The 15,401-nt window shown below is 45.3% G+C and carries 18 protein-coding genes and 2 pseudogenes; 12 read left to right on the top strand and 8 right to left on the bottom strand.

Features of this window, described 5'->3' with window-relative positions:
• The first annotated feature begins 63 nt into the window (after positions 1-63).
• The 5 genes from fbpC (at position 64) to AC1DN5_RS11230 (ending at position 5,451) form a co-directional block, all read left to right on the top strand.
• Positions 64-159 (top strand): Fur-regulated basic protein FbpC, encoded by a 96-nt coding sequence (gene fbpC / locus AC1DN5_RS11250; protein ID WP_095241696.1) that lies wholly within the window; start codon positions 64-66, stop codon positions 157-159.
• Between the two features lie 182 nt (positions 160-341).
• Positions 342-3,923 carry a dynamin GTPase gene (gene dynA / locus AC1DN5_RS11245; protein ID WP_099745048.1) on the top strand — a complete coding sequence of 1,194 codons (3,582 nt, stop codon included), beginning with the start codon at positions 342-344 and terminating at the stop codon, positions 3,921-3,923.
• A 67-nt stretch (positions 3,924-3,990) separates the two neighbouring features.
• Entirely contained in the window at positions 3,991-4,248 is a 258-nt protein-coding gene (locus tag AC1DN5_RS11240) for a YpbS family protein (protein WP_016936698.1), read from the top strand.
• 76 nt (positions 4,249-4,324) lie between these two features.
• Positions 4,325-4,468 (top strand): hypothetical protein, encoded by a 144-nt coding sequence (locus AC1DN5_RS11235; RefSeq protein WP_003153570.1) that lies wholly within the window; start codon positions 4,325-4,327, stop codon positions 4,466-4,468.
• 95 nt (positions 4,469-4,563) lie between these two features.
• Positions 4,564-5,451, top strand: a complete 888-nt coding sequence (locus tag AC1DN5_RS11230; RefSeq protein ID WP_016936697.1) for a 5'-3' exonuclease — start codon at positions 4,564-4,566, stop codon at positions 5,449-5,451.
• Positions 5,452-5,456: 5 nt separating this feature from the next.
• Here the strand turns inward: AC1DN5_RS11230 and sspL are convergent, their stop codons facing one another.
• The 3 genes from sspL to AC1DN5_RS11215 are packed head-to-tail and all read right to left on the bottom strand — an operon-like array spanning position 5,457 to position 6,716.
• Positions 5,457-5,585, bottom strand: coding sequence for a small, acid-soluble spore protein L (gene sspL, locus AC1DN5_RS11225; RefSeq protein ID WP_003153575.1), 129 nt, complete (start codon positions 5,583-5,585; stop codon positions 5,457-5,459).
• 51 nt (positions 5,586-5,636) lie between these two features.
• On the bottom strand, positions 5,637-6,029 hold the full coding sequence (locus AC1DN5_RS11220) for a reverse transcriptase-like protein (RefSeq protein ID WP_029575232.1): 393 nt from the start codon (positions 6,027-6,029) through the stop codon (positions 5,637-5,639).
• Between the two features lie 6 nt (positions 6,030-6,035).
• Complete coding sequence (locus tag AC1DN5_RS11215; protein WP_013352616.1) at positions 6,036-6,716, bottom strand: queuosine precursor transporter; 681 nt, start codon at positions 6,714-6,716, stop codon at positions 6,036-6,038.
• 81 nt (positions 6,717-6,797) lie between these two features.
• On the opposite strand from AC1DN5_RS11215, the gene AC1DN5_RS11210 reads away from it, so the two are divergent.
• Both AC1DN5_RS11210 and AC1DN5_RS11205 read left to right on the top strand, forming a co-directional pair.
• On the top strand, positions 6,798-7,472 hold the full coding sequence (locus AC1DN5_RS11210) for a ribonuclease H family protein (protein WP_099745047.1): 675 nt from the start codon (positions 6,798-6,800) through the stop codon (positions 7,470-7,472).
• Between the two features lie 2 nt (positions 7,473-7,474).
• The gene (locus AC1DN5_RS11205) at positions 7,475-7,657 is read left to right on the top strand and encodes a zinc-finger domain-containing protein (protein WP_099745046.1); all 183 of its coding nucleotides are present in this window, start codon (positions 7,475-7,477) and stop codon (positions 7,655-7,657) included.
• A 26-nt stretch (positions 7,658-7,683) separates the two neighbouring features.
• Here AC1DN5_RS11205 and AC1DN5_RS11200 read toward each other — a convergent pair whose 3' ends face one another.
• On the bottom strand, positions 7,684-7,941 hold the full coding sequence (locus AC1DN5_RS11200; protein ID WP_099745045.1) for a DUF2564 family protein: 258 nt from the start codon (positions 7,939-7,941) through the stop codon (positions 7,684-7,686).
• A gap of 159 nt (positions 7,942-8,100) precedes the next feature.
• Between AC1DN5_RS11200 and AC1DN5_RS11195 the strand changes: the two genes are divergently transcribed.
• A complete protein-coding gene (locus AC1DN5_RS11195; protein WP_012117812.1) occupies positions 8,101-8,283 on the top strand; it encodes a hypothetical protein in 183 nt (60 codons plus the stop codon).
• 51 nt (positions 8,284-8,334) lie between these two features.
• On the opposite strand, the gene cspD is transcribed toward AC1DN5_RS11195, so the two are convergent.
• The 4 genes and pseudogenes from cspD to metA all read right to left on the bottom strand — a co-directional run bounded on the left by cspD (position 8,335) and on the right by metA (position 11,022).
• Positions 8,335-8,535 (bottom strand): cold-shock protein CspD, encoded by a 201-nt coding sequence (gene cspD / locus AC1DN5_RS11190; protein WP_003153604.1) that lies wholly within the window; start codon positions 8,533-8,535, stop codon positions 8,335-8,337.
• A 15-nt stretch (positions 8,536-8,550) separates the two neighbouring features.
• Positions 8,551-8,662: pseudogene (locus tag AC1DN5_RS11185) on the bottom strand (hypothetical protein); the annotation flags it as partial.
• A gap of 87 nt (positions 8,663-8,749) precedes the next feature.
• Positions 8,750-9,892, bottom strand: a complete 1,143-nt coding sequence (locus AC1DN5_RS11180; protein WP_016936692.1) for a diglucosyl diacylglycerol synthase — start codon at positions 9,890-9,892, stop codon at positions 8,750-8,752.
• Positions 9,893-10,116: 224 nt separating this feature from the next.
• A complete protein-coding gene (gene metA, locus AC1DN5_RS11175) occupies positions 10,117-11,022 on the bottom strand; it encodes a homoserine O-acetyltransferase MetA (RefSeq protein WP_327815643.1) in 906 nt (301 codons plus the stop codon).
• 282 nt (positions 11,023-11,304) lie between these two features.
• On the opposite strand from metA, the gene AC1DN5_RS11170 reads away from it, so the two are divergent.
• The 4 genes and pseudogenes from AC1DN5_RS11170 (at position 11,305) to ilvD (ending at position 15,394) form a co-directional block, all read left to right on the top strand.
• Positions 11,305-11,787 carry a glutathione peroxidase gene (locus AC1DN5_RS11170; RefSeq protein ID WP_016936690.1) on the top strand — a complete coding sequence of 161 codons (483 nt, stop codon included), beginning with the start codon at positions 11,305-11,307 and terminating at the stop codon, positions 11,785-11,787.
• Between the two features lie 37 nt (positions 11,788-11,824).
• Positions 11,825-12,257, top strand: a pseudogene (locus AC1DN5_RS11165) (HD domain-containing protein).
• A 68-nt stretch (positions 12,258-12,325) separates the two neighbouring features.
• Entirely contained in the window at positions 12,326-13,459 is a 1,134-nt protein-coding gene (locus AC1DN5_RS11160) for a conserved virulence factor C family protein (protein WP_016936689.1), read from the top strand.
• A gap of 258 nt (positions 13,460-13,717) precedes the next feature.
• Positions 13,718-15,394, top strand: a complete 1,677-nt coding sequence (gene ilvD, locus AC1DN5_RS11155; RefSeq protein WP_016936688.1) for a dihydroxy-acid dehydratase — start codon at positions 13,718-13,720, stop codon at positions 15,392-15,394.
• Positions 15,395-15,401: the final 7 nt, after the last annotated feature.

Raw genomic sequence — 15,401 nt, 5'->3', positions numbered from 1 at the left:
ATCATTCTCACTCGTGATAAGATGTAAATATGAAAATGATTCTCATTCAAGGTGGTGCGGAAAATGACCATGTTATTTTTACTAGCAGCCGTTTGTACATACAGTGTTTTAATTGGTTTTGTTTTGAAAAAAGTTTCGAATAAATCAATGTCCTCTTAAGCATCTGCGGTTTTTCCTGCCGCGGGTGTTTTTTCTTTATCAGCTGCCGATATCGGCGGCTTTTTTGCGTTTCCAGAAGAAAAGTAAGCCATTCTTGTGTAAAATGGGGGAGAGGTTTTTTTCAGAGCTTTCTAAAAACGAAAACGTCATTTGATGCGACAGACACAAAGGGGTAAAGACACATGACAGAAGAAGAACGCCGTAACAGGGAGATATTCAGCAGAACGGGAGCTTTATACGCACAATTTTTGGATCACCATGATGAAAAACGGGCCGATCAGCTCGCGGCCATTATGAAAAAAGCGGCTGATGAAGAGGTTTATATCGCATTTACCGGGCATTATTCGGCCGGAAAATCCTCTTTATTAAACACATTGCTCGGTGAGGACATACTGCCGACAAGTCCGATTCCTACAAGCGCCAACCTCGTTGTCATCCGGCATGGTGCGGATAAAGTCGTGCTTCATACGACTGACGGGGCTTATGCAGAAATAGAAGGAAGTTACGATAAAGAACAAGTGCAGCAATTTTGTAAAGACGGTGAGCAGATTGAGACGGTGGAAGTCTATGCCGGCTTTGAGGAGTCAGAGCCCCATGCGGCCTACATTGACACACCGGGGATTGATTCAACCGACGAAGCGCATTTTTTATCAGCCGCATCAATTCTTCACCAGGCTGATGCTTTATTTTACGTCGTCCATTATAATCATGTTCATTCAGAAGAAAATATGCTGTTTCTCAGCTCCGTCAAGGACCGTATTCCGAATCTGTTTTTGATCGTCAACCAAATTGACAGGCATAATGAAACCGAAACGAAGTTTGAAGAGTACCAGAGACAGGTGGAAGAGATGCTCGAAGGCCTCGGAATACCGAAGGAATCGCTTTTCTTTACATCTGTCACCGAGCCTGATCATCCGTTAAACGGCATTGAAAAGCTGAAAAAACATCTGCAGCAGCTGAAACGTCAGGCAAAAACAAACCTATGGCCCTTAACGGAGAAAAAAGTTGAACATTTGGTCAAGGAGCATACAGACATGCTCGTAAAAGATGCGAAGAGCGGCAGCGGGGAGCGGTTTGAGAAACAGGAAACACTCGTCCGTTCTGTCGAAGCTGAACTTGAAAATGCCGTTCAACAGGCTGAAACAGCAGAGAAAGACATCAGAAAAGACGTGCAGAACATCTTGCAAAACGCAAATCTGACACCGTTTGAGATGAGGGAGCTTGCATCTGCTTATATTGAATCACAGCAACCCTCGTTCAAAACAGGATTATTCTTTTCAAAAGCGAAAACGGCAGCAGAAAAAGAGAGAAGGCAGGCTGAATTTTTTGCTGATATTAAAAAAAGAACGGAAGGGGAAGCGGATTGGCATATTGTCGACACATTTACGAAAGCGGCCAAGCGTTATGAAGCGGAATCTGATGAACTGATCAAGAAAATACAGGCGTACCGCACAACGCTTTCTGATGATATCACTGCACAGGCTCTAAAGCAGGGAGCGGCCTTTTCAGCTGAATACGTATTAACCTATTCGAAAGATCTCGCCGACATGATCCGAAGAGAAGCAAAAAGGCAGACAGCAGAGCTCATTGAGGAATTGACTGCTTTTGTGCAGGCAAAAAACGGACCGCTTATAGAGAGCCTGAGAAAACGGCTTGAGAAAGAAAGCGCAATAAGAGATGAACTTGCGCAATCGGCAGAAGAAGAGCGCAATGCCGGAGAAAAAGCTGCCCGCGTCCGAGCTTTGTGGAAAGAAGAATCAGCCTATGATACGGAAAGCAGCGACTGGTATACGCGAAAAAAACGCCTTGCGAAAGCACCCGTCCAAAAAGAGAAACCAATAGAGACTGTAATGCATGAAGTAAACAAGCCCGAGAAAATTGCGGTGAAGGAACTTTCTATAAAAGAGCAAGTGGATCGGTTCTATGAACTGGCGGGGATTCTTGACTCATCAAGCCTATTAGGAAAACAGGCAGAAGCCTTTCGAAGCAGGATTGATCGGCTTGAAAACCGTCAATTTACATTGGCGTTATTCGGAGGTTTCAGCTCGGGAAAATCATCGTTCGCCAATGCACTGGTCGGGGAATACGTGCTTCCTTCATCACCGACGCCGACAACGGCCACGATCAACAAAATAACGAAACCGCAAGACGGCAAACCGCATAAATCTGCGGAAATCGTTTTTAAAACGGAAGAGGAGCTGGACGCTGAAATGCTTCAGCTGACAGAGCTGAAAGATGCTGACATAAAAGGGCGGTCACTGAACGAGAGGTGGAATTATGCCATTAAAAAGGGAAAAGTGCCTGATGATCTTACGCCGGTGATTCAAACGATGCTTCAGGCGTTTAATACGTACGAAGAACAGATCCGTCAGAGGCTGACACTGACGGTTCCGATTGAAGATTTAAAACCGTACGCAGCTGAAGAAAAAACGGCCTGCTGCGTGAAGGAAGTCACCGTATATTATGATTCGCCTCTCACGCAAAAAGGCATTACCATTGTTGATACGCCGGGAGCAAGCAGTATAAACAAGCGCCATACAGAGCTTGCCTTTCAATATATAAAAGATGCTGACGCGTTCTTTTATATGACGTACTATCAGCATTCTTTTTCAAAAGGAGACAGGTCTTTTCTGAAGAAACTCGGCCTCGTCAAAGAATCATTCGGCATGGATAAAATGTTTTTTGTCATTAACGCCGCTGATCTGGCCAAAACGGAAAGCGAGTTGGAAACCGTCAAAGACTATGTCCGCTCTGAACTCTCAAAAGAAGGAATTAACCGGCCGAAATTATATCATGTCTCAAGTAAAGAAGAGCTTGCGGGGAAGAATAAAGCTTTCTATAACGGGTTCTCTGATGTAAGAACCGGACTTGCGCACTTTATTGAGGAAGATGTAATGAGGGCCAGCTGCGCGCAGCTGCAAACAGAGGCAGACAAATTGTGCGATATGGTGGAACAGCTTCATGAATCTCTTCACCAGTCGGCAGAAGAAAAAGAAAAAAAGAAACAGCGTCTGGAATCTTCTTATGAAAAAGCACTCGCTGATGTTTCAAAGCGCCGTACGTCTGAGGTCATCATTCGAAAAGTGATGAAAGATACGGAAGAACAGCTCTATCACATTAAACATCGTCTGTCATTTTATGCGAATGATATGCTGAAAACCGCCTTCCATCCGGGCCTTCAAAATGGCGATTGGAAACGAAATATATCAGCGGCGCTGAAGGAGGCGCTTAAGGAATTCCGTTTTGAATACATTCAAGAGCTGAAGACGCTCGATATCCGGATGACCGGGTTTATTGAACGCCATATGACTGAGGAGTGGATGGAGAACTGCCGGAAGAAGCTCATGGAAGACGGGGAATTTTCCATTTATGTCAGCGCTGAAAACGAATTTGCCGTTCAGCTGAAAGAGGTGGCGCCGGTCATTGACGTCTCAGCATTCACACATCACGTAAAAGAAGTGAAATCGCCGAAACAGTTTTTTGAACAGAACGGAAAAGCGGCATTTGTGGAGGGGCTCAGGCTCAGCCTGCAAAAAGTGACAGAAAGATGGCTTGAGCAGGAGAAAGAAAGCCTTTCAGCGCGCTATACTGAGCAGGTGCGCCGGCTTCAGGAAAAAATGGCGGTTCAAAGCCTGTCCCAGATCCGCGAGCAGCGTGACACTTATTTACGGGGGCTTGCGGAAAATACCGGTGCCGGAGAAATTGAACGCCTTTACGAGGCTGAAAAAGCATGGAAAAAGAAAGATGAAATCCTGAAAATTTAAAAATCGGGTTGGCGGGTATATAACAGTCGTGGTAGACTAAAATGAAAAAAGCGAGATGAAACCTTTTATGTCAGAAGTCCATAAAGCAATTTCAGCACATTCCGCAAAACAGCATCAGCACGTCAAAACATTTGTGCAGCTTGACTATCAGCGTGAACAGGCGATTGAAGAAGCCATTGTAAAATGCAGACGGAATGAACCGTTCACGACAGATGCCATCAACGGCATCACCGCAAAAATGAACCAGCTGGCTGAAAAGGGAATAGTGCCGCAAAGGCGATTCGTAAGTGAAGAAATGGTGAAAGAATTCGTCAGCAGACAGTAATGGTTGAACCTGCCGTGTGTGGCGGCAGCGCTTGCTGCGCATACTATCCGTATCTTCTCTAAGGGGGGATATGACAATGGGCAGAACAAAACTGGGAAACAGAAATGCACAGCAGAATAACAACGCCAAAAAGAAAAACGGCTTCGGACAGAAATTTGATTCCTATGCCGGCCGTGAAGCTGAAAAGCTGATGGCAAGCAATAAAAGACACGGCGAGTAACGTGACGGCAGCATCTTCCAAACGGGAGGATGCTGTTTTTTTACGGCCTTCCTATGGTAAAATAGGAGCATTGAATAAAAAAGGAGTTTCGATATATGAATAACAAATTACTGCTCGTTGACGGCATGGCGCTTTTATTCCGTTCGTTTTTCGCCACGGCCGTGCATCGCAATTTTATGATAAATGAAAACGGAATTCCGACAAATGGAGTCAACGGATTTTTAAAGCATCTCATTACGGCGGTTGATACTTTTCAACCCACACATGTCGTCTGCTGCTGGGATATGGGAAGCAAAACGTACCGCAATGACTTGTTTCAGGATTATAAGGCCAACCGGAGCGAGCCGCCTCTTGAGCTCATTCCGCAATTTGATTTAGCGAAAGAAGCAGCGCGAGAGCTCGGATTTTTAAACATCGGTATAAAAGGCTATGAAGCCGATGACTGTATCGGTACGCTCTCTGCCTTATTTTCCGGTGAAGCGGAAATTACGATTGTAACGGGCGATAAGGATCTGCTTCAACTGCTGAATGAACAAGTTCAGGTGGCCCTGCTGCAAAAGGGAATCGGCAATTATAAAGTATATACAGATGAGATATTCAGAGAAGAAACGGGAGTTCCTCCAAAAGCGCTGATTGACATAAAGGCGCTGATGGGAGATACAAGCGACAACTATCCCGGCGTTAAAGGAATCGGAGAAAAAACGGCGTACAAGCTGATCCGTGAATACGAAAACATAGAACGGTTATTAGAAAGTCTCGCTTTACTGCCGAAGGGCCAGCAAACGAAAATTCAGCAAAGCTTAAAAGAATTGGAGCTGTCAAGGCAGCTTGCTGAAATACATTGCGAAGTGCCGTTAGTCTGTACGCTTGAAGAAGCGATTTTTTCATTGAAGATGGAAGAAGCATCCTTAATGCTCAGACGCCATCAGATAAAAGGAATTGAAAGGATGCTCGAAAAGCTGAACGCCAGAGAGATCAGCTGATCCCTCTAGCGTTTTGTATTGCTTTTTTTTGCGTTGTTTTCAAGGGCTGATTTCGGGTCTTTGTGCGCATTTCCCTCCATATTTCCCTGAGGATTCACGCCTCCGGTCAGCCGGCCTTTATTTTCTTTTCTCATAGCTGTTCACCTCATTTGTAGGATGAACAGTGTGACGCAATTTCATTCCGGTTATTTATTCAGCCGAACTGCTTTTTTTGCGAGCTGATCGGCTGTTTGGTTCTGTCTGCCGGGAATCCACTTAATAAAAAACAATGGAAATCCGGCCTTTAATCGGACGATTTCATCCACAAACGGCTGGAAAGCCTTGTTTTTAACCGCTTCAAGTTCCGCGGCCCGCTCTACGATATCTGAATCCGTCCGGAATGACACGGAATCATATCCGCGGGCGGCACACAGCTTCATTCCTTCAATTAAAGCGAGAAATTCAGCTTCCTGATTTGAATGGTCGCCGATCGGAATTGAGAAAGATTCTGATTTCCCGTCATGCTTAATAAAAATACCGATACCGGACGGACCCGGGTTTCCGGCGCTTGCACCGTCTACATAAATTTCAGCGGGCATCATCCGTCACTCTCCGTTCGGTGTCATTCGTTTTGCCGCATATGCATATGGGACAGAAATGAGTGATACCGCAAATTTAATCAGATAAGTTGAAATAAAAATGCTGAACCATACTCCCGCAGAATAAACACCGATAAAGGCCACGGCAGTGAAGATAAATGTATCCAGCAATTGGCTGAGCGCCGTGCTTCCGCTGTTTCTGAGCCAGAGAAGCCGATCTGAAGGAAAGATTCGCCGAATGGCGGAATATACATAAACATCTATCGTTTGGCTGAAAATAAAAGCCAAGAGGCTCCCGAGCGCAACACGCGGCAGAAAACCGAAAATTGTCTCAAGGGCAGGCTGCGCGATATCTGACGCAGCCGGTTTATATAAAAGAGCCCCCTGCATGGCGCATGTCAATGCGAGCAAAGTGGAAAAGCCGAGCCAAACGGCTTTGCGCGCTTCCCGGGGACCGTATTTTTCGTTCAGCACATCCGTTGCGAAGAAAACGGTGCCGTACATGATATTTCCGAGTGTCGCCGTAAGACCGAACAGCTCAACTGTTTTGACGACCTGCAAGTTGGCGCACACCGTGGCGAAACCGATCCATACAAATAGGCCCGTTTTGCCAAATCCTTTATAAAACAAAAGAACAATGATAAAATGAATGATCGCAAATAAAATCCATAACACATCATTAAACAAAACCTGCTGACTTCCTTTCAATTTGAGAATGGTTTGATTATAGCACACGCCCGTCAACTAATGAATGGTAAGGTGATTTCAATGAATCTTAAGCCGTATATCGAAATAGAAGCAAAAGGAACAGGCCCAGTCGCGTTTTTTTCTGAAGATTGGCTGACCGTTCCGAAAGCGCGCATGCTTGCAAGAGAAGTCAGCCGCTTTCCATATATAAAAGACATGTATTTTGAGGATGAAAAAGGCGCAAGCTGGACGCTAAAAGAGCTGGAAAAACTTACGGAAGAGCTTGCGCACGAACCTGACGACATTACGGTGTATTTCGATGGCGGCTTTGACAAAAAAAGCAGCTTAGCCGGACTCGGAATTGTCGTGTATTATTCTCTCGGCGGCAAACGCCACCGGATACGGAAAAACAAAAGCTTAACGCTTCGGACGAACAATGAGGCGGAATATGCCGCGTTGTACGAAGCGCTTAAGGAAGTGCAGGAACTTGGCGCAAGCAGAAATTCAATCACGATAAAAGGGGATTCCCTCGTCGTTTTGCATCAGCTTGACGGCAGCTGGCCGTGCTATGATGATACGCAAAACGATTGGCTCGATAAAATTGAAGCGATGCTCGAATCCTTAAAGCTGACACCGACATATGAAGCCGTAAACCGAAAGGAAAATCAAGAAGCGGATGACCTTGCCAGAAAAATTCTTTCGGACGGCCGGCAGATTGAAAGCCGCATAATACTAGAAGGTAACGGAGATGACTGATATTGGATAAAAAAAACATTTATAAAGAATTGACAGAGCTTCAGGATGAATATTGCAAAGACTGCTTTGTTAAAAAGCATTTCCGTAAGGAGTTCGGAAAAACGCACGCCCATTCTTTCTGCATTAATCAATGCACGGTGGGGGAGAAACTGAAAACCTACGGCAAGGTGCTGACAAATCAATAAAAAATAAAACCGCAGCTTTTGCGGTTTTATTTTTTGAATTCATCGAGCTGATGCTGGCAATCGTCCAGAAGCATTTGCTGCTTTTGCAGGAAATCTTGATCGAGTGCCTGCAGTTCACTGGATTGTGACATCGTTCTCGCATCCTGAATCGCCTGGTAAGCAGATTCAACCAAAGTTGAATTTTGACCCCGAGTAGCCGCGCCTGTTGTTTTCTGGGCCGTTTCCACCGCTAATTCAAGCTGGCGTTTATCCGTCAGTCCGTTTGGAAAAAATTCAGAGTCCATAAAAAACACCTCCGCAAATAGTTTGGAGATTTTTTTTAGAAATATGTATGGAAAATAGAAAAAAATATAGAAAATAAGCCGATATAACTATTGAACCTGATAATTAGGGCTTATTTACTATTATTCAGGGTATCTTGGGAGAGAAGGGAAAAACCAGCCGTGAATGATAAAGATTTAAAAACAATCCTTCAGCAGACATTTAAAGAAATATACGGTGATTTGGGAAGTTTAGCAGAAATGGCGAAAAAAGGAATGCCGTCAATGGAGAAACAAATTGAAGAAATCGAGCAGCGGTGCAAGCAGAATCTTGTAGCAATCGAGATTCAGACAGCAATCAAATAGGAGAGGCATGCGCCTCTCCTCTATTTGTCATCTGATCAACATGTATTGAGTTTAGAGTTTTACAACATTAGAAGCTTGAGGTCCACGATTACCTTCGACAATTTCAAAAGAAACTTCTTGTCCTTCTTCTAATGATTTGTATCCTTCTCCTTCGATAGCAGTGAAGTGAACAAATACATCGTCTCCGCCTTCAACTTCGATGAAGCCGAATCCTTTTTCGTTATTGAACCATTTTACTTTACCGTTTTGCATATTGCTTAATTCCTCCTAGTACTGTAGCACCTTCGTGCTAAAAAAAATTTTGTCATCATCCAACCGTACGTATGTAAACGTTGTTAAATGATGGTTCAACTATACACCAAATGGGAGCGGGCGTCAAGCGGCCGCTCTCTATTTTTTATCTTTATTTTTCCAGCGGCAAAACTTATCCGAACAAAAAGCACACGAATGATTCGTGTGCTTTTTGTTATGACATTGCCATATCTGCCTTCCCGGCCATCAGTTCAGATTCTTTTATAATGTCCTGCAAAATGACTTCAGAAGAGTTGGGGAGGTGAAGGCTTTTAATATTGTCCTTCATCCGGTTCAGCTTTTCCTCATCCGCAAGAAGGGAGGTGACAGACTCTAAAATTTCTTCGTGGCGGTTGACCACGACAGCCGCACCGCGGTCTTCAAAGAAAATGGCATTTTCCTTTTCCTGTCCTGGCACGGGTTTGTACAAAATAACCGGTACGCCGATCGCTGTCGCTTCCGTCAGCGTGATGCCGCCCGGTTTTGTAATCATGCAGTCCGTAATCCGGAACAGCTCGTCGATTCTTTCTACATAGCCGAGCACTTTCAGCCGGTCGGTGTTGCCGCTTTCCAAGCTGCTGAGTGATTCTTTCAGCGAGCCGTTTTTGCCGCATACCACTACAACCTGGACCTGATCGTCATGAACGAGGTTTTCACACAGTTCTTTTACGTTTTTCAGCACACCATGCGCTCCCGCCATAATAAGAAGCACTTTTTTGTCGGGAGAGAGATTGTATTTTTTATAAATCGGTTCTTTCGGCATCGTTTCCTCGAATTGAGGCCTGATGGGAATGCCTGTGATCTTAACGTTGTTCGGATGAGTACCGATTTCAATCAGTTTTTCCTTCACGTAATCCGTGGCGACATAGTATTTATCCACATTTTCATGAACCCAGATTTTGTGAAGGCAGAAATCGGTCATAACGTTGAACGTCGGGATCACTTTTCCGGTTCTCCGTCTGTATTCCGGCACGACAATCATCGGAAATGTATTGATTATAATGTCCGGCTTATGCTCTTCGACGAGCTGGCCCAGACGTTTATTTCCCATTTTAAAATAAATATTGAATTTGCGTTTATTATAGATTTTGTCAACTCCGTAATAAAACAAACGATAAAACTGTTTCCCGATTGAGAAGCTTTTTAAATAAAGGTATTGAGTAACCTCTGAAACAATCGGATTTGACTCTTGATACAAATTGGAAACCGTCACATCTAAGCCGAGACGCAGACATTGTTCGTAGAGCGTTTTGGCCACTTGAACATGTCCGTTTCCGTAATTTGCAGTCAAAATTAATACTTTTTTATTGGTATTCAAGTAAATTCACCTCAATGTAATCAACAACAAGCAAGCTTCATGCATCGTAAGGAGTTATTGTCTATAGATAAACATAACACAAGTACATCATTTTATAATAAGCGCGGCAACATATTTAAACTAAATTTAATTGATATGTTCCAGTATTTTAAAGTTCTGTTATACCCATACTGAATCAAGAGTATTTTATCATATTTTTGTCACCGTATCACTCAAAACAAAAATTAATCCCATTCATACGGGGTTTCCTGATATACATAATAATTCAGCCAATTCATAAACAATAACGTCGCATGAGCCTTCCAGCGGTTTACAGGTTCTTTCCCGCCGGGTGCAAAATAGTGCTTAGGAGCTTCTACGTTTGAAAGATTTCTTTCTATATCCCTCTCATACTCTTGAAGAAGCGTATCAGTATCGTATTCCGGGTGACCCGTTAAGAAAATCTGCTTTTCGTCTTTAGAAACGATTAAACAGACACCGGCTTCTTCTGAAACGCTCAGCACATCCAGATCTGAAGCAGATTTCAGCTGCTCCGTATTAATATCTGTATGCCGTGAGTGGGGCACATAGTATAGCTCGTCAAAGCCTCTTACCAATCTCTCGTGTTTTTTAAGAACGGTATGCTCAAACACTCCGAAGATTTTTTTCGGCAGCTCCGTTTTTTCAATGCCGTAATGGTGGTATAAACCGGCTTGAGCTCCCCAGCAGATATGGAGCGTTGAAGTGACGTTCGTTTTGCTCCACTCCATAATTTCCTTTAATTCTTCCCAGTAAGAAACATCTTCAAACGGCAGGTGCTCAATCGGAGCGCCGGTAATAATCATTCCGTCAAACCGTTTGTGGCGGATGCTGGAAAATTCCGTATAAAATTCATCCAAATGCTGCCTTGCTGTATTTTTTGGAGTATGTGTGCTCGGAATTAGGAACGTAAAGTGAACTTGTAAAGGCGAATTCCCAAGCAGCCTGAGGAGCTGGGTTTCCGTTTGGATTTTTTTTGGCATCAGATTTAAAATCACGATCTTCTGCGGCCGGATATCCTGAGAAAAAGCCCGGCTTTCATCCATTACAAAGATGTGTTCACTTTCAAGCACCTGCTTAGCGGGCAGGTGATTTGGTATATTAATAGGCAACATGCCACCTCCGTTATTCCCCGTTAATTTTCTTCATTATAGAAATTTTTAAGCCATTTTTCAATCCATCCCGGCGTAATAAGCCGCAATTAACGCATAAAGACAGGATGAAGGCGGCAAATGGGCATAAATTTGGGGCGGCTCTTTATTATGACGGGCAAAGAGCCGTTTGGTTCCTCGAAAAAAATGTTTACCGGTAAATGGAAGGGAAAAGCGGTTTCCGTTTGTTTTGCATTGTAAAACAGTTAAAATAAATGAAGAATGAAAGTAGGAGGGGCGCAGATGACAATCTACGACATAAACGTACGGACCATAACTGGCGAAGACATGACGCTATCGGCTTACAGGGGCAAGGTGTTGATCATTGTGAATACAGCGAGCAAATGCGGGTTCACGTCCCAGCTCAAGCAGCTTCAGGAGCTCTATGATACATACCGGGAGGAAGGGCTTGAAATATTAGGATTTCCCTGCAATCAATTTATGAACCAAGAGCCTGGAAACGAGGCGGAAATTCAGGAATTCTGTGTGAAAAATTACGGCGTCACATTCCCGATGTTTGCGAAAGTGGATGTCAATGGAGCAGACGCTCATCCTCTTTTCACATATTTGACGGAGAAGGCGAAGGGGATGCTTGGCACAAAGGCGGTTAAATGGAATTTCACTAAGTTTATTGTGGACCGAAACGGCGAGGTCACCGGGCGTTTTTCTCCAAACGTCAACCCGAAGGAGCTTGAAGATACAGTACAGAGGCTTTTGGCTCTATAAGAGGTGACACGGTGAACGAAAAGAAAAAGAACAGCTTATCAATGAAAGAACGGGCCATGACTGGCTTCATTCCCGGATCGCAACACTTCCTGTTTGTATTGCAAAAGAAGAAGGCGCACCGAGGCGGCCGCGCTGGTTCATGGTCTAATTGATGATAACCCAAAGAAAGCCTGACGGCGGGCGGAGTGACAGAACAGCTGGCTGCTTTCAACATCGTGCATGACTCCATTCAGGAGATTGCGGATATGATCACGGGGATGTCATTTTTGCACAGGGAACCGCTGAAAAAACGGCCGCTTTCATTGGAAGGAAAAGTTATTCAGGATGCAGACATGCTTGATGCGATCGGCGCTGCGGGTATCGGCTTAATGAATACAAAAACAGGAGCCGGATTGGCAGAGGAGCGGCATCAATTTCTATTGCAGTTTGCCGCCCGCATTCCAAAAGAGGCCGGCATGGCAAAAAGCTAAGCGGGGCAATAGAACGCTTGTGCAGGCTGTGTTAGAATAAGTGTCAGATTGTGCATAGGAGGACCAATATGAAGATTAAATCAATAGAACCGACGCCGAGTCCGAACACGATGAAAGTGATCTTGACTGAAGAGCTTCCGGCCGGCAAAAGCAACAATTATAAGCCGGATCAGGCAGAAGATGCTCCGGCCGTCGTACGTGATATTTTAAAGATTGAGGGAGTAAAAGGCGTTTATCATGTTGCTGATTTTTTGGCTGTGGAGAGAAACGCCCGTTTTGACTGGAAGGAAATTTTGCCGCAAGTCCGATCAGCCTTCGGAATGGAACAAACGGAGCAGTCTGAGAGCCGTTCTGAACAGGAATCATTCGGAGAAGTGAAGGTTTTCGTCCAAATGTTCAGCGGAATCCCGATGCAGGTCAAATTGACGGACGGCGAACGTGAAGAACGGTTCGGCCTTCCGGAACGTTTTCAAGAAGCCATATTAAAGCTGCGTTCAGAAGCCTCAAATGTCGTATTTGAGCGCTCCTGGAAAGAACAAGGCGTCCGCTTCGGGGATTTTACCGAAATCGGACACGATGTCACAGAAGAGCTTCAGGCTGCCTACAGTGATGAGCGGCTCAAACGCCTGACCGAAGCGGCCGCACAGCAAAAAGGTGAGGCCAAGCCGGCAGTGCAGCGGAAAGCTTATAAAGTGACACCGGATATGCTCGATGATGAAGACTGGAAACAGCGCTATGCGCATCTTGAGCAAATGGACCCGGATGAAGACGATTTACCTGTATTGGAAAAAGCGCTTCATGATCCGAAGACCTCGATCAGAAGACAAGCCGTCGTCTATTTAGGAATGATCGAAAAGCCGTCTGTGCTTCCGCTGCTATACAAAGCGCTTGAAGACAAAACGGTGACGGTCAGAAGGACGGCGGGTGACTGCCTGTCAGATATCGGAGATGCGAGCGCCATCCCGGCAATGATAAAATCGCTCAGTGACTCAAGCAAGCTCGTGCGCTGGCGCGCGGCCATGTTTTTATATGAAGTTGGCGATGAAACAGCGCTGGAAGCATTAAAAGCGGCGGAAGACGATCCGGAATTCGAAGTCAGCCTGCAAGTCAAAATGGCGATTGAACGGATTGAGCACGGAGAAGAGGCGAAAGGTTCAGTCTGGAAACAAATGACTGAAAGCAGAAAAAAAGAACAGCAGTAATAAAAAGGTGCGCCATGCACCTTTTTTATTTGAATTCACTTTTTATAAAAATTATTTAGAATATTGTTGAAAAATGATTCAAAACTCTATATAGTAAGTACAATATTAATTGTTGGAGGGTTTTTATCGAGATACAAAAAGAATACGAAAGCGGACAGGGTGGAAACGCTGTAACTGGAGATATATACAGAATGCGCCCTTAAATAAACTGAAAATTTTAAAAATATCGCACAGTCTAAAAACAGTAGGGGGATCATCATGGCAGAATTACGCAGCAACATGATCACACAGGGAATTGACAGAGCGCCGCACCGCAGCCTGCTTCGCGCTGCCGGCGTAAAAGAAGAAGACTTCGGCAAGCCGTTTATCGCGGTCTGCAATTCATACATCGATATCGTTCCCGGACATGTTCATCTGCAGGAATTTGGAAAAATCGTAAAAGAAGCAATCAGGGAAGCGGGCGGAGTGCCTTTTGAATTTAACACCATCGGAGTAGATGACGGAATCGCAATGGGGCATATCGGCATGAGATATTCGCTGCCGAGCCGTGAAATCATTGCCGATTCAGTTGAAACGGTCGTCTCGGCGCACTGGTTTGACGGAATGGTCTGCATTCCGAACTGTGACAAAATTACGCCGGGAATGCTGATGGCGGCTATGCGGATTAATATCCCGACCATTTTCGTAAGCGGCGGGCCGATGGCAGCCGGCCGCACAAGCGACGGCCGCAAGATCTCGCTTTCTTCAGTATTTGAAGGCGTCGGCGCCTATCAAGCCGGGAAAATCGGTGAAGGCGAACTGCAGGAGCTGGAACAGTTCGGCTGTCCGACGTGCGGATCTTGTTCAGGCATGTTTACGGCAAACTCGATGAACTGTCTGTCTGAAGCGCTCGGTCTGGCGCTTCCGGGCAACGGAACAATTCTTGCGGCTTCTCCGGAAAGAAGAGAGTTTGTGAGAAAATCAGCGGCCCAATTGATGGAAACCATTAAAAAGGACATTAAGCCGCGCGATATCGTCACAGAAAAAGCGATTGACAACGCGTTTGCGTTAGATATGGCTCTCGGCGGCTCAACCAACACAGTGCTTCATACGCTTGCGCTTGCCAATGAAGCGGGAGTCGAGTACTCATTAGAACGCATTAACGAAGTGGCTGAACGAGTACCTCACTTATCGAAATTGGCGCCGGCATCGGATGTCTTCATTGAAGATCTGCATGAAGCGGGCGGAGTCTCTGCGGCCCTTAATGAATTGGCGAAAAAAGAAGGCGCACTTCATCTTGACGCGCTGACTGTGACAGGCCGGACACTCGGAGAAACAATAGCAGGTCATGAAGTAAAAGATTATGACGTGATTCATCCGCTTGACAATCCGTTTACCGAAAAAGGCGGTTTGGCCGTGCTGTTTGGGAATCTGGCTCCGGACGGCGCCATTATCAAAACAGGCGGCGTACAGGACGGGATTACAAGACACGAAGGCCCCGCTGTCGTCTTTGATTCACAGGATGCCGCGCTTGAAGGCATTATAAACCGCAAAGTAAAAGAAGGAGACGTTGTCATTATCCGTTATGAAGGTCCAAAAGGAGGCCCCGGCATGCCGGAGATGCTCGCTCCGACTTCTCAGATTGTCGGAATGGGGCTCGGCCCGAAAGTGGCGCTTATTACAGACGGACGTTTTTCAGGGGCGTCCCGCGGCCTTTCAATCGGCCACGTATCCCCTGAAGCGGCTGAGGGCGGCCCGCTCGCGTTCGTCGAAAACGGAGACCATGTCATCGTTGACATAGAAAAACGGATTTTGGATGTGCAAGTGCCTGAAGAAGAATGGGAAAAACGTAAGGCGAATTGGAAAGGCTTTGAGCCGAAAGTCAAAACAGGATATCTTGCCCGGTATTCCAAACTCGTGACAAGCGCCAATACGGGCGGAATCATGAAAATTTAAATCAGCG

Source organism: Bacillus sp. 01N42_2, assembly GCF_056399565.1.
This window is presented reverse-complemented; position numbering and strand designations above follow the sequence as displayed.